General features: G+C 62.2%; 21 protein-coding genes. 6 read left to right on the plus strand and 15 right to left on the minus strand.

Features of this window, described 5'->3' with window-relative positions; translation table 11 throughout:
* The first annotated feature begins 33 nt into the window (after nucleotides 1-33).
* From BBX50_RS16755 to ugpC, 4 genes are read left to right on the plus strand one after another with little or no spacing between them, the layout of a single operon-like run.
* The gene (locus BBX50_RS16755) at nucleotides 34-933 is read left to right on the plus strand and encodes a sugar ABC transporter permease (RefSeq protein WP_065776461.1); all 900 of its coding nucleotides are present in this window, start codon (nucleotides 34-36) and stop codon (nucleotides 931-933) included.
* Nucleotides 930-1,751 (plus strand): carbohydrate ABC transporter permease, encoded by an 822-nt coding sequence (locus tag BBX50_RS16760; protein ID WP_065776462.1) that lies wholly within the window; start codon nucleotides 930-932, stop codon nucleotides 1,749-1,751. The genes BBX50_RS16755 and BBX50_RS16760 overlap by 4 nt, the downstream gene beginning before the upstream one ends.
* 8 nt (nucleotides 1,752-1,759) lie before the next feature.
* Nucleotides 1,760-4,024 (plus strand): glycoside hydrolase family 2 TIM barrel-domain containing protein, encoded by a 2,265-nt coding sequence (locus tag BBX50_RS16765; protein WP_065776712.1) that lies wholly within the window; start codon nucleotides 1,760-1,762, stop codon nucleotides 4,022-4,024.
* Nucleotides 4,021-5,094, plus strand: coding sequence for a sn-glycerol-3-phosphate ABC transporter ATP-binding protein UgpC (gene ugpC / locus BBX50_RS16770; RefSeq protein WP_065776463.1), 1,074 nt, complete (start codon nucleotides 4,021-4,023; stop codon nucleotides 5,092-5,094). Before BBX50_RS16765 ends, ugpC begins: the two co-directional genes overlap by 4 nt.
* Nucleotides 5,095-5,152: 58 nt before the next feature.
* Here the strand turns inward: ugpC and BBX50_RS16775 are convergent, their stop codons facing one another.
* The 5 genes from BBX50_RS16775 to queC all read right to left on the minus strand — a co-directional run bounded on the left by BBX50_RS16775 (nucleotide 5,153) and on the right by queC (nucleotide 8,417).
* Nucleotides 5,153-6,016 carry an alpha/beta hydrolase gene (locus BBX50_RS16775; RefSeq protein WP_065776464.1) on the minus strand — a complete coding sequence of 288 codons (864 nt, stop codon included), beginning with the start codon at nucleotides 6,014-6,016 and terminating at the stop codon, nucleotides 5,153-5,155.
* Nucleotides 6,017-6,167: 151 nt separating this feature from the next.
* Nucleotides 6,168-6,518, minus strand: a complete 351-nt coding sequence (locus tag BBX50_RS16780; RefSeq protein ID WP_065776465.1) for a DUF488 family protein — start codon at nucleotides 6,516-6,518, stop codon at nucleotides 6,168-6,170.
* Between the two features lie 98 nt (nucleotides 6,519-6,616).
* A complete protein-coding gene (queE, locus tag BBX50_RS16785; protein WP_065776466.1) occupies nucleotides 6,617-7,354 on the minus strand; it encodes a 7-carboxy-7-deazaguanine synthase QueE in 738 nt (245 codons plus the stop codon).
* Complete coding sequence (gene queD / locus BBX50_RS16790) at nucleotides 7,351-7,707, minus strand: 6-carboxytetrahydropterin synthase QueD (RefSeq protein ID WP_065776467.1); 357 nt, start codon at nucleotides 7,705-7,707, stop codon at nucleotides 7,351-7,353. The genes queE and queD overlap by 4 nt, the downstream gene beginning before the upstream one ends.
* Nucleotides 7,707-8,417 (minus strand): 7-cyano-7-deazaguanine synthase QueC, encoded by a 711-nt coding sequence (queC, locus tag BBX50_RS16795; RefSeq protein ID WP_065776468.1) that lies wholly within the window; start codon nucleotides 8,415-8,417, stop codon nucleotides 7,707-7,709. The genes queD and queC overlap by 1 nt, the downstream gene beginning before the upstream one ends.
* 198 nt (nucleotides 8,418-8,615) lie before the next feature.
* Between queC and BBX50_RS16800 the strand changes: the two genes are divergently transcribed.
* Nucleotides 8,616-9,485, plus strand: coding sequence for a DMT family transporter (locus BBX50_RS16800; RefSeq protein WP_065776469.1), 870 nt, complete (start codon nucleotides 8,616-8,618; stop codon nucleotides 9,483-9,485).
* A 359-nt stretch (nucleotides 9,486-9,844) separates the two neighbouring features.
* Here BBX50_RS16800 and BBX50_RS16810 read toward each other — a convergent pair whose 3' ends face one another.
* The 10 genes from BBX50_RS16810 to BBX50_RS16855 form a co-directional block, all read right to left on the minus strand.
* Nucleotides 9,845-10,201, minus strand: a complete 357-nt coding sequence (locus BBX50_RS16810; RefSeq protein WP_065776471.1) for an SPW repeat protein — start codon at nucleotides 10,199-10,201, stop codon at nucleotides 9,845-9,847.
* Between the two features lie 182 nt (nucleotides 10,202-10,383).
* Entirely contained in the window at nucleotides 10,384-12,123 is a 1,740-nt protein-coding gene (ggt, locus tag BBX50_RS16815; protein ID WP_065776472.1) for a gamma-glutamyltransferase, read from the minus strand.
* 259 nt (nucleotides 12,124-12,382) lie between these two features.
* A complete protein-coding gene (locus BBX50_RS16820; RefSeq protein WP_065776473.1) occupies nucleotides 12,383-13,996 on the minus strand; it encodes a GMC family oxidoreductase N-terminal domain-containing protein in 1,614 nt (537 codons plus the stop codon).
* A 21-nt stretch (nucleotides 13,997-14,017) separates the two neighbouring features.
* The gene (locus BBX50_RS16825) at nucleotides 14,018-15,235 is read right to left on the minus strand and encodes a mandelate racemase/muconate lactonizing enzyme family protein (RefSeq protein ID WP_065776474.1); all 1,218 of its coding nucleotides are present in this window, start codon (nucleotides 15,233-15,235) and stop codon (nucleotides 14,018-14,020) included.
* Nucleotides 15,236-15,240: 5 nt separating this feature from the next.
* The gene (locus BBX50_RS16830) at nucleotides 15,241-16,518 is read right to left on the minus strand and encodes an MFS transporter (protein WP_065776475.1); all 1,278 of its coding nucleotides are present in this window, start codon (nucleotides 16,516-16,518) and stop codon (nucleotides 15,241-15,243) included.
* Nucleotides 16,519-16,732: 214 nt separating this feature from the next.
* Nucleotides 16,733-18,157, minus strand: coding sequence for an aldehyde dehydrogenase (gene aldA, locus BBX50_RS16835; RefSeq protein ID WP_065776476.1), 1,425 nt, complete (start codon nucleotides 18,155-18,157; stop codon nucleotides 16,733-16,735).
* Between the two features lie 190 nt (nucleotides 18,158-18,347).
* The gene (locus BBX50_RS16840) at nucleotides 18,348-19,226 is read right to left on the minus strand and encodes a LysR substrate-binding domain-containing protein (protein ID WP_244513185.1); all 879 of its coding nucleotides are present in this window, start codon (nucleotides 19,224-19,226) and stop codon (nucleotides 18,348-18,350) included.
* 259 nt (nucleotides 19,227-19,485) lie between these two features.
* Nucleotides 19,486-21,510, minus strand: a complete 2,025-nt coding sequence (locus tag BBX50_RS16845; protein WP_065776477.1) for a beta-N-acetylhexosaminidase — start codon at nucleotides 21,508-21,510, stop codon at nucleotides 19,486-19,488.
* A 436-nt stretch (nucleotides 21,511-21,946) separates the two neighbouring features.
* Nucleotides 21,947-23,944 (minus strand): glycosyltransferase, encoded by a 1,998-nt coding sequence (locus tag BBX50_RS16850; protein WP_065776478.1) that lies wholly within the window; start codon nucleotides 23,942-23,944, stop codon nucleotides 21,947-21,949.
* Entirely contained in the window at nucleotides 23,926-25,158 is a 1,233-nt protein-coding gene (locus tag BBX50_RS16855) for an HlyD family efflux transporter periplasmic adaptor subunit (RefSeq protein WP_065776479.1), read from the minus strand. Before BBX50_RS16855 ends, BBX50_RS16850 begins: the two co-directional genes overlap by 19 nt.
* Nucleotides 25,159-25,641: 483 nt before the next feature.
* Between BBX50_RS16855 and BBX50_RS16860 the strand changes: the two genes are divergently transcribed.
* Nucleotides 25,642-26,787, plus strand: coding sequence for a serine hydrolase (locus BBX50_RS16860; RefSeq protein ID WP_065776480.1), 1,146 nt, complete (start codon nucleotides 25,642-25,644; stop codon nucleotides 26,785-26,787).
* Nucleotides 26,788-26,917: the final 130 nt, after the last annotated feature.

Consider the following 26,917-nt stretch of genomic DNA (forward strand, 5'->3'; position numbering starts at 1 on the left):
GGCCAACGGCTCCTGCTACCCATGAGGATGATGATGGCTCTCGCGCGCCGCGGCGGCATCGGCCGATATTACAACGTCAATGGCTGGCTCTTCGTCGCGCCGGCGCTCGGGCTGATCGCCCTCTTCATGGTCTACCCGATCCTCTGGTCGCTGTGGATGTCGTTCCAGTCCGGTCGCGGCATGATGCTGAAATTCGCCGGTTTTGCGAATATCGTCCGCCTCTGGAACGACCCGGTCTTCATCAAGGCGCTCACCAACACGATGACGTACTTCGTCGTGCAGGTGCCGATCATGATCCTCTTGGCGCTGATCCTGGCGTCATTGCTCAACAATCCCAAGCTCGTCGGCCGCGGCTTCTTCCGCACCGCCATCTTCCTGCCATGCGTCACCTCGCTGGTTGCCTATTCGGTGCTGTTCAAGGGCATGTTCGCGCTCGACGGCATCGTCAACTCGACGCTTGAGGCGATTGGCATCATCGCCTCACCGATCCCGTGGCTGACGCATCCTTTCTGGGCGAAGGTGCTCGTCATCCTCGCGATTACCTGGCGCTGGACCGGCTACAATATGATCTTCTACCTCGCGGCGATGCAGAACATCGACAAGTCGATCTACGAGGTTGCGCGTATCGACGGGGTGCCTGCCTGGGCCCGCTTCACCCACATCACCATCCCGCTCCTGAAGCCCGTCATCCTGTTCACGACAGTCATATCGACGATCGGCACGATCCAGCTCTTCGACGAAGTTTACAACCTGACGGAGGGCAAGGGCGGACCGTCAAACGCCACGCTGACGCTGTCGCTCTACATCTACAACCTGACCTTCCGCTTCATGCCAAATTTCGGCTACGCGGCCACGGTCTCTTACGTGATCGTCGTGCTCGTCGCTTTGCTCGCCTGCCTTCAGTTCTTCGCAGCACGGGAGCGCGACCGATGAACAACGGGTTCACGCGTAAAGCCAGCGCCATCCTCACCTACGGCTTCGTCGGGCTGATGGCCTTTCTCTCGGTCTTTCCCTTCATCTGGATGCTGCTCGGCGCCACCAATTCGTCGATCGACATCATCAAGGGCAAAATACTGCCGGGCAGCGCGCTTGCCACCAATGTCAGCGCCTTCTTCACCCAAGTGAATGCGCCGCTGGTCTTCTGGAATTCCGCCAAGATCGCCATTCTCGCAACGGTGTTCACCCTCGCCGTGTCGTCACTCGCCGGCTACGGCTTCGAAATGTTCCGCTCGCGCCACCGCGATCGGATCTACAGCGCTTTGCTGCTCACGATGATGATCCCGTTTGCGGCGCTGATGATCCCGCTCTTCATCATGATGGGCAAGGCGGGTCTCATCAACACGCATTTCGCCGTGGTACTGCCGACGATCGGCTCGGCCTTCATCGTCTTCTACTTCCGCCAGTGCACCAAGGCGTTCCCGTCGGAGTTGCGCGACGCGGCCAAGGTCGACGGGCTGAAAGAGTGGCAGATCTTCCTCTACATCTACGTGCCGGTGATGCGCTCGACCTATGCCGCCGCCTTCATCATCGTCTTCATGACCGCCTGGAACAACTATCTCTGGCCGCTGATCGTGCTGCAGTCGAACGAAACGAAGACGATCACGCTCGTCATCTCCTCGCTCGCTTCCGCCTACTACCCCGACTACGGCGTGGTCATGGTCGGCACCATTCTCGCAACGCTCCCCACCCTTGCGGTCTTCTTCTTCATGCAACGCCAATTCGTCCAGGGAATGCTGGGCTCAGTCAAGTAGGAATGATCATGCGTTCTGTTACTTCATTCAACGATTCCTGGGTGTTTTCCGAAGGCTTCGCCGCCACTGACGCCGGCCGACTGCAGGCGGGCAAGCCCGTCAGCCTGCCGCACAACGCCGTCGAACTGCCGTTCAACTATTTCGACGAGGCCTCCTATCAACGCGCCTTCACCTATCAGAAGGTGCTCGCCTGGCGTCGCGAGTTCCACGGCCGCGAGGTCTCGCTCGTCTTCGACGCCGCCATGGCGGATGCGGTCGTCTACATCAATGGCGAAGAGATCGTTGCGCACAAGGACGGTTACACGCCCTTCGAGGCGCGGCTGACGGACAAACTCCGCGAAGGCGACAACCTGATCACGGTCAAGATCGATGGCAGCGAGAATCCCGAGATCCCGCCCTTCGGCGGCCGCATCGATTATCTCACCTATGCCGGCATCTATCGCGACGTCTGGCTGAAGATCACGGACGCGGTTTCGATCGCCAATCTCAAGATCGAAACCCGCAATGCGCTGAGCGAAACCAAGACCGTCTCGATCCGCTGCGATCTCGCCAACCCACAAGATCTCGCTTTTGCCGGTGCGATCACGGCATTGCTCAAGGATGCCAACGGCCGGGTGCTGGCCGAGGCAACCGGCGAAACCCGGGGTCAGAGTGTCACGCTGGAGATGATCGGCGTTGCAGGCCTGTCGCTCTGGGACATCGACAATCCGGTGCTCTACGAGATCGAATTGCAGCTGCGCAGCGATCGCGGCAGTGACCGCCTTTCCTCACGCTTCGGCTTTCGCACGGCCGAATTCACCACCGAAGGCTTCAAGCTCAACGGCCGGCCGCTCAAGATCCGTGGCCTCAACCGCCACCAGGCCTTCCCCTATGTCGGCTATGCCATGGGCCGGACGGCGCAGGAACGCGACGCCGAGATCCTGAAGCACACGCTGCACTGCAATCTCGTGCGCACCTCGCACTATCCGCAGTCCAAGTGGTTCCTCGACCATTGCGACCGCATCGGTCTGCTCGTCTTTGAGGAAATCCCCGGCTGGCAGCATATCGGCGGCGAGGCCTGGAAACAGGAGGCGATCAAGAACGTCCGCCGCATGCTGGAGCGTGACTGGAACCATCCGTCGATCATCATCTGGGGCGTGCGCATCAACGAGTCGCAGGACTCGCATGACTTCTACGTCGAAACGAACAGGCTGGCGCGCGAACTCGACCCGACGCGCCAGACCGGTGGCGTGCGCTACATCACCGACAGCGAATTCCTCGAAGACGTCTACACGATGAACGACTTCATCCTCGGCAACGAGGAGCTGCCGGGGGCAAATCGGCCGCGCACCGCGCTGCGCCCGCAGCAGGAATGCACCGGGCTTAACCGCAAGGTGCCCTATCTCATCACCGAATTCGGCGGCCACATGTTTCCGACGAAAATCTACGACCAGGAGCAGCGGCAGGCCGAGCACGTGCGCCGGCATCTGGACGTGCTGAACGCGGCCCACGGTGACGCGAGCATTTCCGGCGCCATCGGTTGGTGCATGTTCGACTACAACACCCACAAGGACTTCGGCTCCGGCGACCGGATCTGCTATCACGGCGTCATGGACATGTTCCGCCAGCCGAAATTCGCAGCCTATGTCTATGCCAGCCAGTGCGCGCCGTCAGAGGAAGTGGTGATGAAGCCGGTCACCTTCTGGGCGCGCGGCGAGCGCAACATCGGCGGCGTGCTGCCGTTGATCGTGCTCACCAATTGCGACGAGGTCGAACTGAAATACGGATCGCTTACCAAACGCGTCGGTCCGGACCGCGAAAGCTTCCCGCACCTGCCGCATCCGCCTGTCGTCATCGACCATCGCCATTTCACCAAGGACGAACTCGGCGTCTGGGGCATGAAATGGGAAGATGCTGATTTCACCGGCTTCATCGATGGCAAGGCCGTCGCCAGTCTCCGCATGGTCGCCGATCCCGTGCCGACGACGCTCAAGGTCGTGGCCGACAGCGCGACGCTTCGGGCGGAAGGTCGTGACAGCGTCCGCGTGATCGTCAGCGCTCTAGACCAGGTGGGCAACATCCTGCCCTTCCTCAACGACGCGGTCGATGTGACGGTCACCGGTCCCGCGCGGCTGCTCGGGCCGGAGCGTCTCGTCTTCCAGGGCGGCTCGACCGGCTTCTGGCTGGAGACGACGGGTGTTGCCGGCGGCATCGCCGTCGCGGTGACCTCGACACGGCTCGGCACCGTGAGATTGGAACTTTCGGCGACTGCGGACGAGGCAGCGGCCGCATGAGTGAACTCCAACTTAAGCACGTCAGAAAGTCCTATGGCACCTTCGAGGTCATCAAGGGGGTCGACCTCGACATCAAGACCGGTGAGTTCGTCGTCTTCGTCGGACCGTCCGGTTGCGGCAAGTCGACCCTGCTCCGGATGATCGCCGGTCTCGAAGAGATCACCTCGGGCGATCTGACGATCGACGGCGAGCGGATGAACGATGTCGATCCGTCGAAGCGCGGCATTGCCATGGTCTTCCAGTCCTATGCGCTCTATCCGCACATGACCGTGCGGGAGAACATGGGCTTCGCGTTGCGCTTTGCCGGCGTGCCGAAGGCCGAGATCGAACAACGCGTCGGCGAAGCGGCGAACATATTGGAGCTCGGACCGCTGCTTGACCGCAAGCCGAAGCAGCTTTCCGGCGGCCAGCGCCAGCGCGTGGCGATCGGCCGGGCGATCGTCCGCCACCCGAAGATCTTTCTCTTCGACGAGCCGCTCTCCAATCTCGATGCGGAACTGCGCGTGCACATGCGCATCGAGATCGCACGGCTGCACAAGAAGCTCGCGACCACGATCATCTATGTCACCCACGATCAGGTCGAGGCGATGACGCTTGCCGACAAGATCGTCGTCATGCGGGGCGGCGTGGTCGAGCAGGTCGGTTCGCCGCTCGACCTCTACGACGATCCCGCCAATCTCTTCGTCGCCGGCTTCATCGGCTCGCCGAAGATGAACTTTTTGAAGGGGGTCGTCGAAACCGGTACTGACGGAAGGCAGGTGCGGCTGCCGGAATTCGGCAATGCGACGCTGCCGATCGCCGCGAAGGAAGCAGCGCCGGGGAGCACCGTGACGATCGGCATCCGGCCCGAACATTTCGGCGAAACCGGATCGGCGAGCCTCGATCTGACGATCGACATGCTGGAGCATCTCGGCGGCGAGACCTTCGCCTATGCCCGGCATGGCGACGGCGAAATGATCATCATCGAAACGAAAAACGGCCGTGGCCTGAAGTCGGGCGACAGCATCGCTGCCCATTTCGATCCTGCCGCCGCCTTGGTGTTCGACGCTGGCGGCCAGCGTTTGCGCTAGGCAATTTCTGGAAATGCATGAAACCGACGGCGCCATGAGGTGGCGCCGTCGGTTTTCATTACGGCAACATGCCCTTCGGCGTCTCACCCTCCAGGAACGGTTCGATGAAGGCCTGCAGCAATTCCGGCTGGTTGATGACGGCGGTGTGCGACGTCGCCGGCAGGATGGCGAGGCGCGAGGCCGACAGCGGCTTGCCCATATCACCCATGGCGCCACCACCGAGCAGACGGAACAGTGCGACGTTGTGTTCGAGCGTCGCCACATCCGCATCGCCGGCGATAATCAACACCGGCGTCTTCAGCGCCTTGACGTCGGCCTCCCAGACCATCGGCTCCTTTTCGAGCTGGATCAGCTTTCTTGCCAGCTCCGGAAAGCCGTTGGGATCAACCGCGAGCTTGCGATAGTCTTCGGCAAAGGGCAGACCGACGATCATCTCGACCGTCATCTGCGGGATGACCGCTTTGAACTCCGGCTGCCAGCCCTCGGCGTCATAGGCGACCGATGCCGCCGCCAGCTTGTTCACCTTTTCCGGGTGACGGATCGCCAGCTGCAGACCGGCGGCTGCTCCCATCGAATAACCGAAGACATCGGCCTTCTCGATATCGACCGCATCCATGAAGGCGGCAACGTCGTCCGCCAGGTTCGGATAGGTGATCGGCCGGTCGATATCGTTGGTGCGGCCATGGCCCTGCAGCTCGACGGCGTAGACCTTGTGGGTCTCGGCAAGCTTCGGGATGATCGCGCCCATCGACGGTATGTTCATATAGGCGCCGTGCAGCACGACCAGCGGTTCGCCCTCGCCGGAGACCTCGTAATACATCTTCATGCCATTGACATCGACGTGTTTGCCGACAGTCTCGGCCTCGGCAAATGCGGTGCCGGACATCAGCAGGGCGCCGGCGAGCAATGCGGTGCGAAACATTCCTAATCTCCTTGTCGTCAGCGCGGTCCAAGACCGCCGTCGAGATTAAGACGCATGGCCAACACGCATCCCGACATCTGCAGCCAGGAAATCTTCGCGCATTCGTTGCGGAGTGCCGAAAGCACGTCGCGGGCGGACACGTCGTCCGTCGCTACCGGTGCCTCAGCATGTAGGCTTTCAGCAGCTCGGCGTGATTGTGCGTCTCGTCCTTGACGCTGAAGAGCAAGGTGATGGGACCGTCTTCAATGTGGTTGCGAAGCTGCGTGACGGCGGCCGGGTTGCCGTCAAGTTCCGCAAGATAGCGTTCGCTAAATTCGTCCCAGGTCCCCTGGTCGCCGTGAAACCAGCGGCGCAGTTCCGTCGTCGGTGCGATCTCCTTCAGCCACAGGTCGACGGCCGCCTCCGCCTTGGCCAGGCCACGCGGCCACAGGCGATCGACGAGGATACGCATCCCGTCGCCGTCCGCCTTCGGCTCATAGACACGTTTCGTCTTCAGCTGCATGAACGCCCCTCGCACGGTCTCAATCCTTGGACCATAGCCGGCCGCGATCGTCCAACCAAGCTTCAACGGGTTGTAAGAGGACAGCAACGGCCGGCCGGCTACACCCCGCGCCTGTTGCCCCAGAGCAGCACATGCAGTTGCGGCAGCACGCGCGCCTCGAACCAGCGGTCCTCCGTCACCTTGTCGACGAGCCAGAGCATGCGATCGATGATGCCGTCGATGTCAACCGTGGCGTCGTCATCGTCAGGCGGCGGCGGCGTATGGTTGCCGGGCTGCAGATAGAGCGGCAAATGCGGGTAACGCGCCGCGGCGTCACGGGCATAGGCATAGTCGCGCTCGTCGAAGACGACGATCTTCAGCGCAATCTCAGGCCCGCCCGCCGCCATGCGAAGACAGTCGTCGAAGGCGTGCCAGTCGGTCTCCATGCCGCTCGACGGCGGCTTCGGGCTCAGCACCAGCACGTCGAGATCGGCAAACCAGGCCTTGGCGAGGCTGCCCTGTGTTTCCAGAGCGAAGCGGTAGCCCTCCTGCCGGCCGCGCGCAATCAGGGGGCCTAGCGGCTGGATCGCGGGATTTCCGCCCGAGAGCGAAACCGTCAGCGGCTTGCCGCCGGAAAGGTTGGCAACTTCCCGCCAGATCTCCTCGACGGTCATCGGCAGCCATTGGTCTCGGTATTCGCTGTCGACCGCATGCAGCGTGTCGCACCAGCTGCAGCGATAGTCGCAGCCGCCCGTGCGCACGAACACGGTCGGCAGCCCGATCAGGATGCCCTCGCCCTGAATCGTCGGCCCGAAGATTTCGCTGACCCGGATGCGCGTTTCGCCCGGCCCGGTCATGGCCGATATTCCGCCCAGGTCTTCGGCGTTTCGCTGACCCGCACCGCCGAGGTTTCCGGCAGCCTCGCCTTGCACCAGTCATAAAAGTGCTTCGCCAGACACTCGGCCGTCACTCGGTCATGGCCGAGAACGTCGTTCAGATGACGATGGTCGAAACTGTCGTCGATGTAGCGCTTCAGCGGCGAAAGCTCGTGATAGTCGCGCACGAAACCGTGCTCGTTGAGCTCCTGACCTGTAAGCTCGACCTCGACGATGTAGTTGTGGCCGTGCAGCCGGGCGCATTGATGATCCGCCGGCAGGCTTTTGAGCTGGTGCGAGGCCGAGAAATGGAATTCCTTGGTGATCCGGAACATCACTTCACCTCCTCGGCCGCGAAAGCCGACGTCGCCGCCACCCAGAAATCCGAATCCTCGTAATCGGTCGGGTCCGCAACACCGGCGAGGTGGAAGGCTTCGCGCCGTTCGACGCAGGTGCCGCAGCGACCGCAATGGCGCGCACCACCCTTGTAGCAGGACCAGGTCTCGGCGAAGGGCGTTGCGTGGCTCGCACCGTCGGTGACGATGTCCGCCTTCGAAATCGTCACATAGGGTGCGTAAAGCCTGACGTTGGCGTAGCCGTCGAGCGCATGGTTCTGCATCGTCTGGAATGCGTCGATGAATCCGGGGCGACAATCGGGATAGATGAAATGGTCGCCGCCATGTACGGCGACGGCAACCGCATCCGCCTTCTGCGCCGCTGCGAGCCCGAAGGCGATGGCGAGCATGATGGCGTTGCGGTTCGGAACCACCGTCGCCTTCATCGTGTCCTCGGCATAGTGGCCGTCGGGCACGTCGACATCATCCGTCAGCGCCGATCCGGTGAGATGGGCGCCGATCGCGCGGATGTCGATGATCTGATGCGGGACATTCAGCCGCCTGGCGCAGGCCGCGGCAAAGTCCAGTTCCTTGCGGTGCCGTTGGCCGTAGTCGAAGGAGAGCAGGCCGATGAGCTCATGCTCGGCTGCGACCTTGTGGGCAAGCGATACCGAGTCCAATCCGCCAGAGCAGATGACGATCGTCTTCATGATAGGTGTCCTTGTTTTGACCGGGTAGGCTGCGACCGGATTACGGGGCGCCTTCTAAGACAAAGCAGGGGCAATGGGAAGCGTTAAATTGATTGCCGGTGCAGGAGGACGTGCTGTCGGCCTCACGGACAGAATGGCGAGCCCTTGCGCAAAGACTATGCTATTCCGTTGGGCAGCGATTCCCAAGTTTGTAGTGCGATGAGCCCCAAGACCCGCGGTTACATTTTTGCCTTCCTTACCATTTGCATCTTCGCTGGCCAGGATGCCATCACCAAGTATCTTGGCGATCGATACCCGGCTCTGTTCATCACAATGATCCGGTTCTGGGCGTTCGCGCTCTTTGTGTTTGCTTTTGCCGCGTCGTCGCCGGGCGGCATGCGCCGATCCATTCAGACGCGACACCCTTGGCTGCAGATTGTTCGCGGCCTTCTGCTCGTCGCGGAAATCGTAGTCATCGTCGTTTCCTATGTTCACGCCGGGCTCGCCATGAGCCAATCGATCTTTCAGGCAACACCGCTGATCATCACCATTCTCTCCGTACCGCTTCTGGGCGAGGTGGTCGGATGGCGGCGCGGCGCTGCAATTCTGGTTGGTCTGATCGGCGTTCTGGTGATCATCAACCCCGTCGACGTTCACTTCGACACGTCGCTGCTTCTGCCGCTCGCTGCGTCCGTTCTGTTCGCGCTCTACAGCATCGCCACCCGTGCGGTCAGTCGCAATGATTCCGCGGTGACGAGCCTGTTTTATGCCGGTGTTGTCGGAGCAATCGCAATATCGCTGATCGGCCCGTTCTACTGGACCGAAGTTGAGCCGTCCGATTGGTTCGCGCTCGCAGCACTGTGCGTCTGCGGCACCCTCAGCCACTACTTCCTCATCAGGGCTTATGGGCTGCTGCCGGCGGCCGAAGTTCAGCCAGTCACCTATTTCCAGCTGGTTCTCAACGTCATCTTCGCCGTCATTCTGTTTGGCGAGACGATAACGCACAACATGATTATCGGCGCTCTCATTGTTGTCGGCGCCGGGCTTTTCACGATCTGGCGTGAACATCAGTTGGCCAAGCGAGCCTAGAGCATCCCGCTCTCGAGTGGGTTCACGTGAGGCGGAAAAATGCTCTAGAATCAAAGTGCTGGAGCGTCCTTGGTGCGTTCGTGTGGACGCACGGCCCTCTAGCCAACAGCCGCGTTGCAGAAGGACATCCGAAAACACGCACCGCCGCTTGGCGAACTCAAAACGCCATCTGCGCGCCATGGCGCCGGGCGATTTGCAGAACGAGATTGAGGCCCAGGCCCGCGCCTCGGTCACGCGGTTTCAGGCGATAGAATGGCTCAAAGATGCGGTCGCGCTCTGTCTCAGGAACATGGACATTGCGCGATCCACTCACGGCCCGGAGCTGCGGCGCCGGGCCGCGATCTTTCTCCTGCTCGTCGTCATGCGTGCGCATGCGGGTGCTGACGTTCGTCCCAGACCGCCCAGATCGCGAGCGCAGTCACCAGCGCCCCGAGGACGACATGCGTCCACATGGGGTTGGGACTGGTCGAGAAACCGAGCAGCCAAGGTGAAGCGATCAGCCAGAGCCCGACGACGAGGCTTGCCCATTCTTCCCATTCCGCAAACATGGCAAGCGTTGCGATCGCCAGAGCGCCGAGTACGACGGCAGCGATCCAGGCGTTCCAGGCAGGAACGCTCTCGACAACGAAACCCATGATCCAGGGGGAGACGAAAAGGCAGGCTGCAAGAACCAGATTGATCCAGTCCTGCGCTTTTTTTCCTTCCATCAGTGCCATGACAACCTCCACGAATGAAGCTTGGCCAAAGCGTACGACCGCGTGCGGGCACACGCTCTAAAACCATAATAAATTCAACCGAAAGCGCTTTCAAATCTTTTTCGCGCGAGTACGCAGTGATTGGGCGCGCCCGGCGAACCGGAATCCGCCGTCCTCCACTCCGCACAAGGCAGCCCTGATCGCTAGTAACCGCGCGCCGCGCCGGCGCCGATGCGGCTGTCGACCGCGCCATTGTAACGGGCGCCGTCACCGGCCTCGATGTCGGAAAGGCTCTCGCCGCCGACGAGGATCCCCGTCGCCTGCCCCCAGATCGTCCAGTTCTCGTCGATCTCAACGTCGTGACCCATCGCCGCAAGCAGCTTGCGGGTATCGGGCGACAGCGCATAGGGCTCCATGAACACCTTGTCGGGCAGCCATTGATGATGGATGCGCGGCGCATCGACCGCCTCCTGGATGTTCATGCCATGGTCGATGACGTTGAGGATCGCTTCCAGCGTGATGGTGATGATGCGCGCGCCGCCGGGGCTGCCGATCACCATGAAGGGCTTGCCACCCTTCGAGATGATCGTCGGGCTCATCGACGACAGCGGCGTCTTGCCCGGCGCGATCGCATTGGCCTCGCCCTGGATCAGCCCGTAGAGATTGGGCACGCCGGGTTTGGAAGTAAAATCGTCCATCTCGTTGTTAAGCAGGATGCCCGTGCCCGGCGCCACGACGCCGGCGCCGAAGGATCCGTTCAGCGTGTAGGTGACGGCAACCGCATTGCCCTCGTCGTCGATGATCGAATAATGCGTCGTTTCCTTGCTTTCGCCGAAACCCTTGGGGATCAGCGCCGCAGAGACGCCGGCGCGGAACGGATCGATCTTGCCGCGGATCTCCTTGGCATAGGCCTTGTCAGTGAGCTTGGTGACCGGGTTTTCGACGAAATCCGGATCGCCGAGCGCGGTGTTGCGGTCGACATAGGCGTGCCGCATCGCCTCGATCATCACATGCACGGTGTCGGCGGCGCCATAGCCCATATAGGAGATCGGATAGCCTTCGAGCACGTTGAGGATTTCGCAGATGATCACGCCGCCTGACGACGGCGGCGGCGAAGACACGATGTCATAGCCACGATAGTTGCATTTGACCGGCTCCAGTTCGCGCACCGCATAACGCTCGAAGTCCGCTTTCGCGAGCACGCCTCCCTTCTCCGCACTCGCCTTGACGATCTGATCGGCGATCGCCCCCTTGTAGAAGGCATCCGTTCCCTTCTCGGCGATGCTTGAAAGCGACGCAGCAAGATCGGTCTGGACGAGCTTTTCACCTGCCAGGAAGGGCTTGCCATCCTTCAGGAAGATCGCGGCCGCAGCCGGGTCCTTGGCGAGCCTTTCTGTCCTGCCCAGGAAGGTATTGACATCGCCCTGTTCCAGCACGAACCCATCCTTGGCGAGCGCGATCGCCGGCGCCATCAGTTCGGCGAGCGGCTTCGTGCCATAGCGGCTCCGCGCGACCTCGAAGCCCATGACCGGTCCTGGCACGCCGACGGCGAGATAGCCATCGGTGCTCAACCCTTTGACGACATCTCCCTTCTCGTCGAGATACATGGTTTTGCTTGCCGCCAGCGGCGCCCGTTCACGGAAATCGAGGAAGGTCGTCTTGCCGTCCTTGAAGCGGATCGTCATGAAGCCACCGCCGCCGATATTGCCGGCTGTCGGATAGGTGACGGCGAGCGCGTAGCCGACGGCAACCGCCGCATCCACCGCGTTGCCACCGCTCTTTAAGACCGCGACGCCGACATCCGACGCCAGGTGCTGGGCGGTAACGACCATGCCATGCTCGGCCTTTTCCGGCTCAGGCGAGGCCGCCCGGCTCTCTAGCGGCGCCAGGCTCAGCGCAAATAGCACGGCGACGGGTAGGCTCTTCAAGCAGGAACTGCGCATGCATCCCTCCCTTGCAGGCGTTGCTCGCAGTGCTTTGCCGGCGGCCGCGGGGACAAACGTCCGCCAGCGCGGCGAGCGCGGCGGCAACAATCGTTCGGCCAGGCAAGCACTGCTCGTGGGCAGCTATGAAGTCCGCGAAGTATAGCCACGCTCGACCGGCGATGGCAATTCACGCTTGGCCGATCGCAACGCCTGTGCGCGAGGACCGGTACCTACACTGAGGTTCACCGGCTGGCGCGCGGGGATTATTCGGCACTCGTCAGGCTGCATCCGCGAGGATCAGCTCGGCCCCCTTCTCGGCGACCATCATCGTCGGCGCGTTAATGTTGCCCGCTGTGATGTTGGGGAAGATCGAGGCATCGACAACGCGCAGGCCGGGAACCCCGTGCACGCGCAGGCGGCTGTCGACGACCGACGTCGTCTGATCCGGCCCCATCGCGCAGGTGCCGCAGAGATGGTAGATCGAGCCTGCGTTTTCGCGGAAATAGTCCATCAGCGCCTCGTCGCTTTGAACGCCGGGCGCCGGCGAAATCTCTTCGGCGGTCAACGATGAGAGTGCGGAGGCCGAGGCGATCCGCCGCACCAGCCGGCTTCCCTGCAGCACCTCGTCGATATCGCGATCGGTCGTCAGGTAGTTCGGGCGGATCAGCGGCTTTTGCCCTGCATCCGGAGAGGCGATCGAAATGCTGCCGCGACTGGTCGGGCGGCAGGAGTTGAAGCAGATCAGATAGCCGGGATAGGGTTCCGGCTTCAGTCCCGCCTTCGGATCCGTGGGGATCCGGTAGGAGAGCGGGTTGAAGTAGAGCTGGATGTTCGGCCGCTCTTCGCCCGGCCGGCCACGGAAGAAGCCGCCGGCCTGGTTGACGCTCATCGAGAACGGCCCCTTGCCGGTGAGTAGATATTGCAGGCCGAGCCGCATCTGTCCGAACAGGCTGGCGAACTCGTCGTTCAGCGTCGGGATGGTGGCGCGATAGTAGAAGCTGGCGCAGAGATGGTCCTGCAGGTTCAGGCCGACGGCTGGCAAGTGCCGACGCGTTTCGACGCCAAGCGACGACAGCGTCTTGCCGTCGCCGATGCCCGAGACCTGTAGCAGTTGCGGGCTGCCAACCGCTCCCGCCGCCAGGATGACTTCGCGTCCCGCCGTGAAGCGCCGCCGCGCACCGTTCTGGATGACATCGACGCCGGTCACGCGCCCGCCATCGCCAAAGACCAGTTTTTCGGCCTGAGCATAACGTTCAATCGTGAGATTGGGGCGCTTCAGCGCGGGCCGCAGATATTCCGCGCTCGAATGCGAGCGACGGCCGTTGTTGGTGTTGACGTCGTAGACGCCGGCACCTTCGATCGAGGCGCCGTTGAAATCCTCGTTCAGCGGCAGCTGCAGCGACCCGCAGCTTTCCAGAAACGCGTCGGTGATCGGATGGGTCATGCCGCGCATCGGCGTGACGTGGATCGGCCCATCGCCGCCGTGCCATTCGGACGACCCGCGCGCATGGGTTTCAAGCCGGCGGAAATAGGGAAGTACGTCGTCATAGCCCCAGCCGGCATTGCCGGCTGATTTCCAGTCGTCGAAATCGTCGCGTGCGCCGCGCACATAGATCATCGCATTGATCGATCCGGAGCCGCCCTGGACCTTGCCGCGCGGCACGTAGATGCTGCGGTCCTGAAGCTCGGCCTCCGGTTCGCTCGAATACATCCAGTTGACCTGAGGATTATAGTAGCTGCGAGCGTAGCCGACGGGGATCTTGAACCAGAAGGAATTGTCGCTGCCGCCGGCCTCGAGCAGGAGGACGCTGTGGCGCCCGCTCTCGCTGAGGCGGCTCGCAAGAATGCAGCCCGCCGACCCGGCGCCGACGATGACGTAATCGTAGATCATCTCATTGTCCTATCGTCGGAGTTACCCGCGCGCCGGCGCAAAGGCCTTCACGTCGGCCGGCCGGCTGTCCATCTGCAGGTGCAGGCGCTCGCCGGTATAGGGCGTGTGCTTTTCGACCACGTCCATGTTGAGTTCGATGCCGAGGCCCGGCTCGCGCGACGGGATGAGGTAGCCGTCCTCGACGACGAGCTTGGTCTTCAGCACGTCGGCATGGAAACCGGAGAAATCGAGGATCGCCTCGTGGATGAGGAAGTTCGGCGTCGCGGCCGAAAGCTGGATGCTGGCGGCAGCCCCCACCGGGCCGTTATAAAGATGCGGCGCAATCTGGGCGTAATAGGCCTCGGCCATGCCTGCGATCTTCTTGGCTTCGAGAAGGCCGCCGACACGCGCCACGTTCATCTGCAGGATCGAGGCGGCCCTGAGTTCGAGCACGCGCTGGAATTCGTACTTGGTCGTCAGGCGCTCGCCGGTCGAAACGGGAATCGAGGTTGCACGCGCGACCTCGGCCATCGCGGCCTCCTGTCCCGGAGGAACCGGCTCTTCGAACCAGAGCGGATCGTATTTTTCAAGCCGCCGCGCCAGCCGGATGGCCGAGGACGGAACCATCTGGCCGTGGGTGCCGAAGAGCAGATCGGCGCTGCTGCCGACCGCGTCACGGACCTTGCGGCAGAACTCCTCGCAGCGATCCATCACGCCAAGCGAGAGCTGGTGGCCCGAGTAGTTCGTGTAGGGACCCGCCGGGTCGAATTTCACGGCAGTGAAACCCATCTCGACCATTTCGACGGCGCATTCGGCCGCGAGATCGGGGTCGTTGAAATCGAACTCTCCGGCGGCATTCTTCGGGTAGAGATAGGTATAGGCGCGAAGCTTCTCGTGCACCGTCCCACCGAGAAGGTCCGAAACCGGCCGGCCGGCCGCCTTGCCGATGATATCCCAGCAAGCGATTTCGAGCCCCGAGACGATGCCCATCACCGTCGGATCGGGACGCTGGGTGAAGCCGCTCGAATAGGCCGAGCGCCAGAAGCGCTCGATCTGGTGGGGATCATGACCGAGAAGATGTCGCTCGAAGATATCCTCGATCAGTGGCGACATGGCGCTCGGATGGAACGAGGTCGCATAGATCTCACCGATGCCCTCGATGCCGCAGGCGGTCGTGAGACGCACGAAGATCCAGTACATGCCGCCCACATGCGGTGGCGGGACGGCGACGGCATAGGTCTTGAGAGACGCGATCTTCATGGGTGTCATCCCTTTTTCTTGAGGCGGGTCATCAGCACCAGGGTGGCGATGGCGCCGAGAACGCAGATGGCGGCAATATAGCCGAAATAGAGCTGGTAACCGGTGATGCCCGGATAGCGGTCGGAGAGGTATCCGTTGACGAGCGGCAGGTAGGTGTCCGGCGCGTAACCGACCAGCGAGATGATGCCGATGGCAAGACCGGTGATGTTCGGCGGCACGTGGCAGTCGTCGAGGATCGCCCAGTAGAGGCCGCGGATCGTATAGGTGATCAGGCCGACGAGCAGCACCAGCCCAACAAAGATCATGGTGGAGCCGATGCCCGGCAGCGCGATCATCGCGACGAGGCTGGCAACAGCAATCAGGAAGCTTAGAAGCAGGATCCCGCATTTGCCGTAGCGATCGCCGAGCAGACCGCCGCCGATACCGCCGACCGGGCGCAGCCACAGCTTGATCGTGACGATCAGGCCGGCCATCGCGGCGGAAATGCCGAACCCGCCTTCCTGCAGATAGGCCGAGAAACTGTAGGTCGCGAGGAAAACATGGTAGCCGCAGAAGATGATGGCGGCGACCAGCCAGACCTCTGGGATGCGCAGCAGCGTCTTGATGTCGGTAAAAAGGTTTCCTTGGCGCTTGCTCCTGGCCCTGTCCACAGCGATCGGCTGCGACGCAGCGAAATAGGCGATACCGACGACAATGCAGACGATGGCGTAGAGAAGCACGACGTCACGGAAACCTGTAACCAATCCGGCACCGCGTGTCTCGGTCGCAAAGACGAAGAGCGCGATGGCGACGCTTGCAAGCAGCGCCTCGACCAGGCCGCGGCCACCGTCGAGAATGCCGAAGAAGCGCCCCTGTTCGTCGGTGCTGGCAATCAGGTTCACCTGCTTGAGGGTCGCGGCCCAGAACGTAAGACCGGTGGTGACTCCGAAGCCGCAATAGATGACGAGCAGCGACGAATAGCCGGGTAGCGTCGCGTACCAGAGACCGAGCAAACCCGTGCCGACCATGGAAATGAGGATCAGGACGCGCGGCTGGACGCGATCGGCGAGCCAGCCGCTCGGCAGGTAGCCAAGCAGAAAGCTGGTGCCGAGGATGGAATAGAGGACGCCAAGCTCGGTGTTGGTGAGCTTCAGCACTTCCAGCATCGTCGTCTGATAGGACTGGCGAAGATAGAGGATCGGATAGATGGCGCCGGCAGCGATCACAATCAGCGCGAGCTGAAGATAGCGACTGCGGGCCGACACGGATGGCGCAGCAATTTCGGTTTCTGCGGTTAGGCTCACGGGTAGTCTCCTCCCCCGACCGACGGCAAGAGCAATGCCGCCAGTCCGGTATTGATATGTTGGTGTCGGAGCAGTTCCGGCTTTCCGTCGGGATTGCTCAGTTTCAATTGGTCTAGAGCGCCGTGCGTTCATATGAACGCCACAAGGACGCTCTAGCACTTTGATTCCAAAGCATCTTTCCGCCTCACGTGGATCCACCTGAGAGCGGCATGCTCTAGTGTTTCAGGACGACGAGGCGCGTCTGGGTGAATTCCAGCATGCCGTGTTTGCCGTCGTCGCCGCCGAGGCCCGAGCGTTTCCAGCCGGCATGGAAGCCCTGATAGGGATCGGCCGGGAAGCGGTTGACGTAGAGTTCGCCGGCTTCGATCGCGTCACTGGCGCGCATGACGGTGCGATAGTTCTCGGTGAAGAGCACCGAGCTCAGGCCGAACTGGTGGTCGCTGGCCTTTGCCAGCGCCTCCTCGAAGGTCGCGTAGCGAAGGACGGCAAGCACCGGACCGAAGACTTCCTCACGGACAATCTCCATCTCCTGGCGGCAGCCGGAAATCAGCGTTGGCGGATAGAAATAGCCGGGACCATCCGGCAGATAGCCGCCGGTCTCGACCGTTCCGCCTTCGGCCCGCGCCTGCTCGACCATTTCGTGCACGCGCTTCTGCGCAGCCGCATTGGCGAGCGGGCCCATGCGGGTCGCATCGGCGGCACGGTCCCCAAAGGTGCGGGTGGAAAAGCCTTCGCGCAGCTTGGCAAGCAGCCGGTCGTGCACGCTTTCATGAACATAGAGCCGCTCGGCGCTGGTGCAGACCTGACCGCAATGGGTGGTCTTGGCGGCGATGATCATCTGTGCCACTGCATCGAGATCGGCGTCCGGCTCGACGATCACGGGCGTCTTGCCGCCGAGTTCGAGCGAGGGCTTGGCGATGTTTTCCTTGCAATAATCGAGCACGATGCGACCGGCCGAGACGCTGCCCGTCAGCGTGATCATGCCGACACCGGGATGCGTGCAGAGCGTCTTTGCGACGTCATGCGACATCGTCAGGATATTGACGAGACCATCAGGCAGACCGGCCTCGACAATGGCTTCGGCAAACACGAAGGCAGATGTCGGCGTGTTGTTGCTCGGGCGCACGACGACGGCGTTTCCTGAGATCAGCGCCGGCGCAATCTTCCGCACGAGCGTGTAGATCGGATAGTTGAACGGGATCAGGCAGGCTGCGACACCGATTGGCGCGCGCTTCAGGAGCAGGGTTTCGCCGGGATTGTCGCTCTCGATCACTTCGCCCTCGATGCGACGGGCCCACTCGGCGTGATAGCGCATCAGTTCTGCGCCGTAGATCACTTCGGCGGCAGCATCGGCAGGGCTCTTGCCGGATTCCATTGCCAGTGCGGCGCCGATGCGCTCGGCTCGGCTTTCCAGCACGGTCGCGAGTCGCCGGAGGGCATCGCCGCGCTGAATGGCCGGCAGTGCAGCCCAGTCGCGCTGCGCTTTCACCGCGGCTTCGACTGCCGCCTTCGCTTCGTCATCCGTTGCCGCCGGCACCGACGTGAAAACCTGGCCGGTTGCCGGGTTGCGTACGTCGATTGTGACCGCGGATGCGCTTTCGATGAAACGGCCGCCGGAGAAGTTGCGATAGGAGCTCATGTCATCTCGGATCGGTTCGCCGCCGGTCTTGCGCCGATGGCGCAGGAAGGCGGACTGCCGGGAGAGAGCACGACAGCGACGACCCCACCTCTCTCCCTGACCGGAACCGTCAGGAAAATTGATGCGACGATGGAGACGAGGGCACAAGCGAGTAATTTTCGGTGAGAGCATTCCAAAAAGGAATGCTTGCTCAGGCGGCCCGGTCGGCCTCGACTTCCGCCAGCAACCAAGCGCGGAACGCTTCCACCTTGGGATTGCTTCCGGATTGCGGCCGCGTCACGAACCAATAGGATTCGTGCCCCTCCACCTCAACGTCGAAGAGCTGCACCAATTGCCCTGTTTGCAACTGATTGCGCACCATGGAGCGGTCGGCAACGGTAACACCGAGCCCGGCGCAGGCCGCCTCGATCGCGAGATCAAGCAGGTCGAATTCCAGCCCGCCACGGGTATCGACATCCTGGAAACCTGCCGCGTCCAGCCAGTGCCGCCAGGTCAGGTAGCGCCGGTCGGGCGAGGCGAGCACATGCAGAAAGGTGAAGCGCTGCAGGTCGGACGGGCCTTCGACTTTCAGCCCCTCAAGAAGCAAAGGCGCGCAGACGGCGACATGCCGCTCCGTCATCAGGATGTTTGCGTCCAGCATCGGCCACTCGCCGTCACCGAAGCGGATGGCACAATCGAGAAGCCCGCGTTCGGCAAGCGTATCGGAAGCTTCAGTGCTGAGGCTGATCTCGACATCCGGCAGTGCCTCACGCAGCTGCGCGAGGCGCGGCAGCAGCCAGCGCTTGGCGAAAGTCGGCGGCACGTTCATCCGCAGCCGGTTCCGGTTGCCCTTCTCGGTGATGCTGCGCAGCGACACCTCGATGCTGTGAAAGGCGTCCTGTATCGTCGCCAGCAGCTCGGCGCCGGCCGGCGTCAGTTCAAGATGATGATGGCGGCGGATGAGCAGCTCCTCGCCGAGCTCGTCTTCAAGGTTGCGAACCTGCCGACTGACGGCGCTCTGCGTCAGATTGAGGCGCTCGGCCGCGCGCGTGAAGCTGCGGGTCTGCCCGACCACCTCGAAGACTTTCATCGCCGACAATCCAGGAAGTCTTCGCATCGATATCTTGGCCTCAGGAAGCTGTACACGCACATCGCCGCGGGCGTTGCCGCGGGATCGATGCGCACTTTTGCGTGCCACGCGCCAGCGTACAAGCACGAAAATCCAAATCACCTGGCTGACCGCAAGCACCCGGCTATCCCCGAACGACAAACGGCGGCTTTCGCCGCCGGTTGCCTATCCAATCCATCGTCTGGCCAAGCCCAGACGAAAACTGGAAACTCACCCGCTCCTACTCCGTGGCATAGAAGCCGTAGAGTACCGGCATCAGCCCGACCAGCGCCTCGAAACGCTTGAAGGACTTGCGCTCCGGCTGCGTCCAGCCGGTTTCAGCGAGCGCCGAAAGGCGCGGGAAGACCAACCGGTCGAAGACGGCGCGGTCGGTCATCGGCTCGGACCAGATGCAGCACTGCACGCCAAGCAGATGTTTCTTCTGCGCGTCGGTCCAGCCTTCTACGGGGTCGAACGTGTAGAGCTTTTCCGGGTCCGACCAGCCGGCCCAGCTGCCGCCTGGCTCCGACCAGGCGGGGCTGTTGGCCATATCGAGATAATAGACCTGACCAGGGCAGACGACGATGTCGTAGCCTTCCTCGGCAAGCGCTGCCGACGCCTCGACCGTGCGCCAGCCGAAGAGCAGCGACTTCGCCTTGTCGATGACGTTGCCATGCGCCGCCTCCTGCCAACCGCCGGTAACGCAGTCCCGGCTCGCCAGGAACGCCTGCACGCGCGCCAGGAATTCGCCCTGCAGCACCGCAGCACCCGAACCGTCGATCTCGTCGGCGCCATGCGTATTGGTGACGACGTTCAGGCGCTTGGCGTGCGTGTCCGCCACTTCGTCTCCGGCAAGCGCACGAAGCCGTGCCAGCGCCTCCGACGAACCCGACCAGGCGCCGAGCGGCACCTCGTCGGCGCCGACATGGATGGCGCGCATCGGAAACAGCTCGATCAACTCATCGAAGATGATCTCCAGAACGCGATAGGTTTCTTCGCGTGCCGGATTGAGGCAATTGTCAGGAAAACCCTGGACCGAGTGATAGCTGCCTTGCTCCTCAGGATCGCGCAGTTCGGGGATCGCCTGCAGCATCGCGAAGGAATGCCCGGGAATGTCGATCTCCGGCATCACCTCGATGCCGAGGCTTGATGCCAGCGCGACGATCTGACGGATCGCAGCCTTCGTATAGTAGCCTCCGGTCGGCTCAGGGCCCGAGCCGAGCAGCGGCGGGATCTTGCGGCCGTGGCCGCGCCAGGCGCCGATCTCGGTCAGGGCCGGATAGGCATCGATCTCGACGCGCCAGGCCTCGTCGTCGGTCAGGTGCCAGTGGAAGCGGTTGAGCTTGTTCCAGGCCATCAGCCGCAGGAAGTGCTCGACCTCGGCGGTGCCGTAGAACTGCCGGGCGACGTCGAGATGGGTGCCGCGCCAGGAAAGCACCGGTTCGTCCTTGATCTCGCCGCCCGTCGGAAACACGAAGGTGCCGGGATGAAGCCGCGCACCGCGCAGGATCTGCCCGAGCGTGATCAGGCCATAGAGAATGCCGGTCTGGCTGCCGCCCGAAACAGCAACACCCGCCGGAGAGAAGCCGACAGTGTATGCCTCCGGCCCGAGATCGGCGGTCTTCGATAAGGCAACCGGAAAGCCCCCTTCCGCCGCCGGACGGACGATGCCCTCGACCGGAAACAGGCTTGCCGTCAGATCGGCGAAAGCTTTGGCAGCACCGGCCGCTTCATCACCCTCGGGCTTCAGGTCGAGGCCCGGAGGCGCGACCAGTTGCCCCGAAACCGAAACCGCCTGCGGCCAGGGCACGATCGAGACCGGCACCGGCGCCACCTTCGGCACCGGATAGACGGCGGCACCGCGCTTCAGCTCGGCATTGTCGCCATGTGCCCGCGAGGCAAGCACCGCGACCGGCGCCTTCGCGCCGTCGGAGAACACCAGAAAGGCGGCGTTGGCGCCATCGGTCCAATGGCGCGGCTCGAAGCTCATGCCGTGCGCCTTCAGCGCCCAGGTGGCGCCCGGCTGCAACTCAAAACCTTCCGGCGGCGCGAACTCCGCATAGTTGGAGAGCCGGACAAGAAGTCGCCCGCCTTCGATCTCGGCAGCAGGGTCGATGCGTGCCGGACCGGAGACGCCGAGGCGGAAGCCTTTGATCGGCCGGTCCGAATTGTTTGTGAGGGTCAGCGCGTAGACCGACCTGTCGGTGGTACCGACCGGCACCCAGAGGGTTTCCAGCAGAAATTCAGATTTGGCGGCAAACGTCATCAAGCGGCTCCATGAAAGTTGATCTCTGCAGCCGGCCGAAAGGGCCGGCAGGGTCCTGCCTTCTCCTCCCGGCTCCTGGCGCACCGCCCAAAACCCTGATTTCCTCGACTGCCGTCATGACGAATTCCCCCTCAGGTTTCGTTGATCGAACTATTAAGTCAAGTAATTTGACTTAACGATAAGTCCGGCAAAGACGCGCTGTCAATTGGGGTCCTTTCGCCCTGGCTGAAGTTATGGTCAGAACCGCTGAGTGGTATTTCGAAGTTGAATACCACTTGCGAAAAAGCGGCAATCGACGAGGTAGTCAGGCGGCTGGTTTTAGCCGCAAGGCACCAATGGGAAGGTCGAATCACGGCGCCTCACCGCTTCGAAATCACGACGCAGACTTGCGCCGCCGACGAGAATGGCGAAATCCGAGATCCATCTGCCCCGGCGGCTAGGAGACGGTGCGCGTGCGTCCGAAGGCGCGCAGCATCAGGTTCACGGATACCGCGACCTTGTCGATGTCAGGGATGTCCTGCGAGTAACGGCCGGTGTAGAGCTTGACGATCATTCTGTCGCGCTCCTCGCCATCGAGGTTGTAGTGGAGGTGAAGGTAATAGCGGCGCTTGTCTGAGGAGCGGGTGATGTCGCCGCCGCGCTGGGTCACCTGCCTGAGTTCAGCTTGCAAAGGCTTAAAGCCGTCGAGCCTCAGCGTCACATCGGTCGATTCGAAGCGCGCCTCAGCGGAGACGGCGACCACCGCCTTGTCGAGTGAGAGGCTGACGACGCGGCCGGGTGTGCCATCGGCACTGGCCGGCTCGTCCAGTTTGAAAGCCTGGAAAAGGCGCCGCGGCTTCTCGAAACAGATCAGCGAGGCGATGACGAGCACGACGATGTTGATGCCCGACCAGATAGACCCGATCACCGAGAACGAGCCCTGGATCCGCGCAGTCTCCGGAACGATGTTGATCAGCAGCCCCAGCGCCGTGACGGTGATGAAGCCCGCAATCCAGGCGAACGTGTAGGCATCGAAAGCGTTGGCCTCGTTACCGGTGCCTTTCGGGGTCACCTTGAACGGCTTGCCGAAGGGTCGCACGATGCTGGAAACGACCGTCGGCAGCATGCGAAAGGTCGCGAAGGTCCCGACAGCGCTGGAAACCACAGGGAGGTAGCGCGTCGGCGTGATCCACAGCATCAACAGGAAATAGGCTGCCAGAACGGGAAGTTGGTTGGAGACATAGTCGGCAACGCCGGTGAAGTGCAGCGGCAAGGCGCCGAACCAGAGATAGGCGATCGGCACGATGAGGACGATCAGCCGCACGACGTATTGCACCAGCCATGACATCGGCAAAAACATGATCCGTTGGAACAGCGACAGACCCGGCCCGCGCAAGGGGCCATTGTGCAGATACAGCGTCTGGATGCCGCCCTGGCACCAGCGTTCACGTTGGACGAAGTAGCCGGTCAGGTTTTCCGCAGCCAATCCCATCGAAAGCCGCTCGTTCAGGTAGCGCGTCTTGTAGCCTTTGTTGAGCATCGACAGGGTCGTCAGCAGGTCTTCGGTAATCGACTCGGTTGGGAACCCACCGATGGCATCTACGGCCTTGCGGCGGGCGATCGAGCATGAGCCGCAACAAAAGCTGACGTCCCAGACATCGCGGCTCGGTGCGATCTCGTCGAAGAACAGGCGCTGTTCGTCCGGCCAGATGTTCTCCAGGCCCAGATTGGATTGCACCGGATCGACGTTGAAAAAGTGCTGGGGCGTCTGGACGATGCCGATCGCCTCATCCGAGAAGAACGGCAATGTGCGCTTGAGAAAATGGCGATAGGGCACAAAGTCCGCGTCGAAAATCGCAATGAAGTCGCCCGAACTCGCGCTGAGGCCGCTGTTCATGTTGCCGGCTTTCGCGTGGGCACTGTCCGGGCGCGTGACATGGACGGCGCCCCGCTCTGCACAGAAGGCCTTCAACCAGTCGCGGCGGCCGTCGTCGAGAACGTAGACCTTGAACTTGTCCTTCGGATAGTCGAGCGCCAATGCTCCGACGATCGTGCGCTCCAGAACGTCGAGCGGCTCGTTATAGGTCGGAATGAACACGTCGACGGTCGGCAGGTCGTGATGCCTAACGGTGAAGAAAGCCTTGCCCAGCTGATCCGCTTCGGCGCTGCGGTCCACGTAGCGGCTCATCAGGACGAGGAAGAGCACCACTTCGGTAAACGCCAGGAACTCGACGATAAAGACGAGCCAAACCCAGTAGACGTTCGCGCCATCGGCCGGATAGGGAAGAACGGTTTCGGTCAGCCGCCAGATCATGTAGCGCAAGGCGACGGCGCCAACCACGAGGCAGGTGATGGTCCGCGCCCAACTTTGATGGCGCGACCAGTTCGACGGTCCCAGCAGGAAGAAGGCAATGACCAGCAGCGTCGGTGCCAGCGCTAGAAGAGGTTGAACCACAGGCCTTTGATCCACTGCGTCAGTTGCAGATTGTGCTTGGAGATGCGCACCTGTGCGGTACGCCCCACCTGACAGAAATTGCCGAAGTCGGTATTGAGCGCCGAAGGGACAAGCTGGATGCGGATTCGGGCATCGCGTTCGTCGGCTTCCGGTTCCTTGGCGGCGAGGTTATCTTTCTCGAGCACGGCCGACGAACCTTTGACCGCCTGCACTTTCCCTTTGAAGATTTCACTTCGCCCGAGGAGCCGGACCTCCGCCTCGCGCCCCGGATAAATCTCGTCGTAGTCGACTTCCGGCACGAGAATATCGACGAAGAGTTCGCGACAATCGAGGATGCGCAGCAGTTCGTTGTTCAAAATGACGTTGGAACCGTTGACGACATTGCGGCTCCACACCACGCCACCGAAAGGCGACGAAATCGTCGCGAGTTCGAGACTGCGAACGCGCTTTTCCTCCTCGGCCAACTGGCGCCCGGTCTGGTCGGCGCGCGTGCTGTTTTCGGCAATACGGGTGTTGAGATCATTGATGCGCACGATCACTTCGTCCTGGCGCTGACGCGAATAGGGCACATCGTTCTGGCCGTCGCCGACGACGAAGATCCCTTGACGCAACGCGGCCAAACGCTGCTCGAGCAATTCGAGCGACAGGTTGCTGATCTCGACCTCTCCGCCCGTTGCGGCGCCTGCCGCCTCGGCCGCCTCCACCATCTTGCGCGTGAAAATTCCCTTGGATTCCAGTTCCTGTCGCCGGTCGAGATCGACCTTGGCAACAAAGTCCTGAGCCTGCGACACTTCAACCCGCTTCTGCAGGATGCGAAGTTCCCGCTCCAGACTGGCGATGGTCGCACTCTTGAAAATCTCCAGCCGCTCTGCAAGCTGATCGCGAAGAGCGACAAGTTCGTTCCGTTCCCGCTCCAATGCCGAGACACGATCGGCCGCCGTTCTTCCTTCCGCGTGCAGCGAAGCGAGGATCGCGCGATTGACCCGTTCGTTCCGGATGGTCAGAAGCGTCTCGCTTTCTGCAACCGGCGTTCCGATGCGCGGCGGCGCCTGTCCGACTTCGCCATCGATCGGGGCGTTGATGACCGCAAAGCGCGCATTCACCGTGCCGTCGAGGCTGGTAAAGCCCGTCAACCCGGGCAGGAGCACGACTACGGCAAGCGTCAAAAGCAGGATGCCGACGGTGATACGCGTGATGCGATGGTTCAGGAGCATGCAAGCCGTTCCCACTCACTACGTGGCCGCGCGCGACAAACGCCAGAGCGGAATCTCGGGTCCGTCCACGGCTCCGGCGGCATAATGAAGATCGTCCGACAAGGCTCGCCGGACAACCCTCAGAATTGGGTGCTTTTGTTGTTCGGTTGACCAGTTGCGAACAGCTTGCGGCGCCATTGCAGCCGGGCGGTTCCGTCTTTTTTCTCGCGCGCCGGAGCGATCGCGTTCCGAAAGACTGTGATGTCGAGGTCCCCGCGGCCATGGCAGCGAGCCCATCAGGCGCATCGATGCCGCCGACCACCTTCGACATGGCTGTACCCGCTGCCATAGGGAGCATGGCCGCCCGGGTCTGCCCCGCACCGGCCGCGGAACAAGGGACCGGTCCGGCTTGGAAATACCCCGCTAAACTCAGGATAGCGCGCGTGCATAACCGTGATAAAATCTACCATTGCGTGTATCGTTTTGAAACGAAGGAGGACCGCAATGCTGAGCCAGAGCATGATTGGTACGACTGTCGATCGCCTCTTTTCACCACTGATTGCCGAGCCGGGCGACCCACAGCCGAGCAAATCGGTCGGAATACTCGTCGGGATCACGCTGGAGGGAAAACGTTACTATTTCGAGCTCGGCACGGTCGATCTAAACCAGGGCGGCGCTGTCGCGATCAAGGACATCGTATTCTTCATCGGCTCGAACACCAAGGTCGTCACGGCGACATTGCTGGCGCTCGCGGCCCGCGAAACGAGTGGTCCAGTCACGCCGTTCACCCACGTTAGCGCGCTATTGCCTGATGGGGTCACCGTACACCAGCCCGATGGCGACATCTTGTTGTGGCATCTCGCGACCCATAGCGCAGGTTTTCCCGACGGGATGTGCGGTCCGCGTCCGACATTTGGCAACTACCCGTTTTCGTCACTCGGCCAGTTCCTCAAGAATTTCGAACCCTCCTACGCGCCGGGCAAATACTGGGTCTACAGCAACCAGGGCTTCGCCCTACTTGGCGTGCTCCTGTCCCATGCCTATGCCGGCGGCAGCGCGAGCGCTGGCTGGGATGAAACCTATCAGAACTGGCCCTCACTTGCCGTCGGCAAAGTGACGTCTCCCCTGGGCATGCCAACCACACAGGTCGACTATCAGTCGGTCAGCGGGCAGGTCGCGCAAGGCTACAATTATAGCGACGACAGCGGCATTGCCGCCTACAAGCCAGTTTCTCCGCCCGATTGGGACATGACATCGGCGGCACTGGGAGCCGGCGCGCTGTCCTCCACCCTGGACGATATGCTGACCTTCCTGGAGACGGAAATCAGCCCGCCGGAAGGCTCGCTCGGGACCGCGATCAGGACGACGCAGCAGCCCCATCCGCGTGACGACGCGCTGTCGATGGGGCTCGGCTGGCAGCTTGGCAACGGCTATCTCGACAAAAACGGCGCCCTTGGCGGCTATCAGAGTTACATGGCCTTCGACCCCGCCCGCAAAGTCGGGGTGTTCGTCTTCGGCAATACCAGCGGCGGCAGGGCCGGCGGCGTCCTGACGGCAACCGGCCGCAGATTGCTCGGCGATCTGCGTGGATTGGCGGCGACTCCCTCGAGTTTCCCCCATCCAGCGACAATCCCGAAATGCCCTGGCTAAGGCATCTTCTCCGCTTTCAGTGATTGCGGCGAAGGCTCTCGTCTTCTGGGGCAGAGAGCCGATTACCTCGGAGGCGGCCGAGGCTGCGAGACGTGCCCAACCGCGGCCGACCAGGCCAGGTTTGTTACGG

Origin of the sequence: Ensifer sp. LC11, assembly GCF_001695835.1 — a bacterium.
GTDB lineage: Bacteria > Pseudomonadota > Alphaproteobacteria > Rhizobiales > Rhizobiaceae > Ensifer.

Bases quoted from the DNA above. Each gene is read 5' to 3' on its own strand.
- BBX50_RS16765 (WP_065776712.1), top strand. From the start codon at position 1,760: ATGCGTTCTGTTACTTCATTCAACGATTCCTGGGTGTTTTCCGAAGGC.
- BBX50_RS16800 (WP_065776469.1), top strand. From the start codon at position 8,616: ATGAGCCCCAAGACCCGCGGTTACATTTTTGCCTTCCTTACCATTTGC.
- BBX50_RS16825 (WP_065776474.1), bottom strand. From the start codon at position 15,235: ATGAAGATCGCGTCTCTCAAGACCTATGCCGTCGCCGTCCCGCCACCG.
- BBX50_RS16845 (WP_065776477.1), bottom strand. From the start codon at position 21,510: ATGACGTTTGCCGCCAAATCTGAATTTCTGCTGGAAACCCTCTGGGTG.
- queC (WP_065776468.1), bottom strand. From the start codon at position 8,417: ATGAAGACGATCGTCATCTGCTCTGGCGGATTGGACTCGGTATCGCTT.
- BBX50_RS16780 (WP_065776465.1), bottom strand. From the start codon at position 6,518: ATGCAGCTGAAGACGAAACGTGTCTATGAGCCGAAGGCGGACGGCGAC.
- queE (WP_065776466.1), bottom strand. From the start codon at position 7,354: ATGACCGGGCCGGGCGAAACGCGCATCCGGGTCAGCGAAATCTTCGGG.
- BBX50_RS16855 (WP_065776479.1), bottom strand. From the start codon at position 25,158: ATGCTCCTGAACCATCGCATCACGCGTATCACCGTCGGCATCCTGCTT.
- BBX50_RS16840 (WP_244513185.1), bottom strand. From the start codon at position 19,226: ATGAAAGTCTTCGAGGTGGTCGGGCAGACCCGCAGCTTCACGCGCGCG.
- BBX50_RS16820 (WP_065776473.1), bottom strand. From the start codon at position 13,996: ATGATCTACGATTACGTCATCGTCGGCGCCGGGTCGGCGGGCTGCATT.
- ugpC (WP_065776463.1), top strand. From the start codon at position 4,021: ATGAGTGAACTCCAACTTAAGCACGTCAGAAAGTCCTATGGCACCTTC.
- BBX50_RS16810 (WP_065776471.1), bottom strand. From the start codon at position 10,201: ATGGCACTGATGGAAGGAAAAAAAGCGCAGGACTGGATCAATCTGGTT.
- BBX50_RS16760 (WP_065776462.1), top strand. From the start codon at position 930: ATGAACAACGGGTTCACGCGTAAAGCCAGCGCCATCCTCACCTACGGC.
- queD (WP_065776467.1), bottom strand. From the start codon at position 7,707: ATGTTCCGGATCACCAAGGAATTCCATTTCTCGGCCTCGCACCAGCTC.
- ggt (WP_065776472.1), bottom strand. From the start codon at position 12,123: ATGCGCAGTTCCTGCTTGAAGAGCCTACCCGTCGCCGTGCTATTTGCG.
- aldA (WP_065776476.1), bottom strand. From the start codon at position 18,157: ATGAGCTCCTATCGCAACTTCTCCGGCGGCCGTTTCATCGAAAGCGCA.
- BBX50_RS16775 (WP_065776464.1), bottom strand. From the start codon at position 6,016: ATGTTTCGCACCGCATTGCTCGCCGGCGCCCTGCTGATGTCCGGCACC.
- BBX50_RS16755 (WP_065776461.1), top strand. From the start codon at position 34: ATGGCTCTCGCGCGCCGCGGCGGCATCGGCCGATATTACAACGTCAAT.
- BBX50_RS16860 (WP_065776480.1), top strand. From the start codon at position 25,642: ATGCTGAGCCAGAGCATGATTGGTACGACTGTCGATCGCCTCTTTTCA.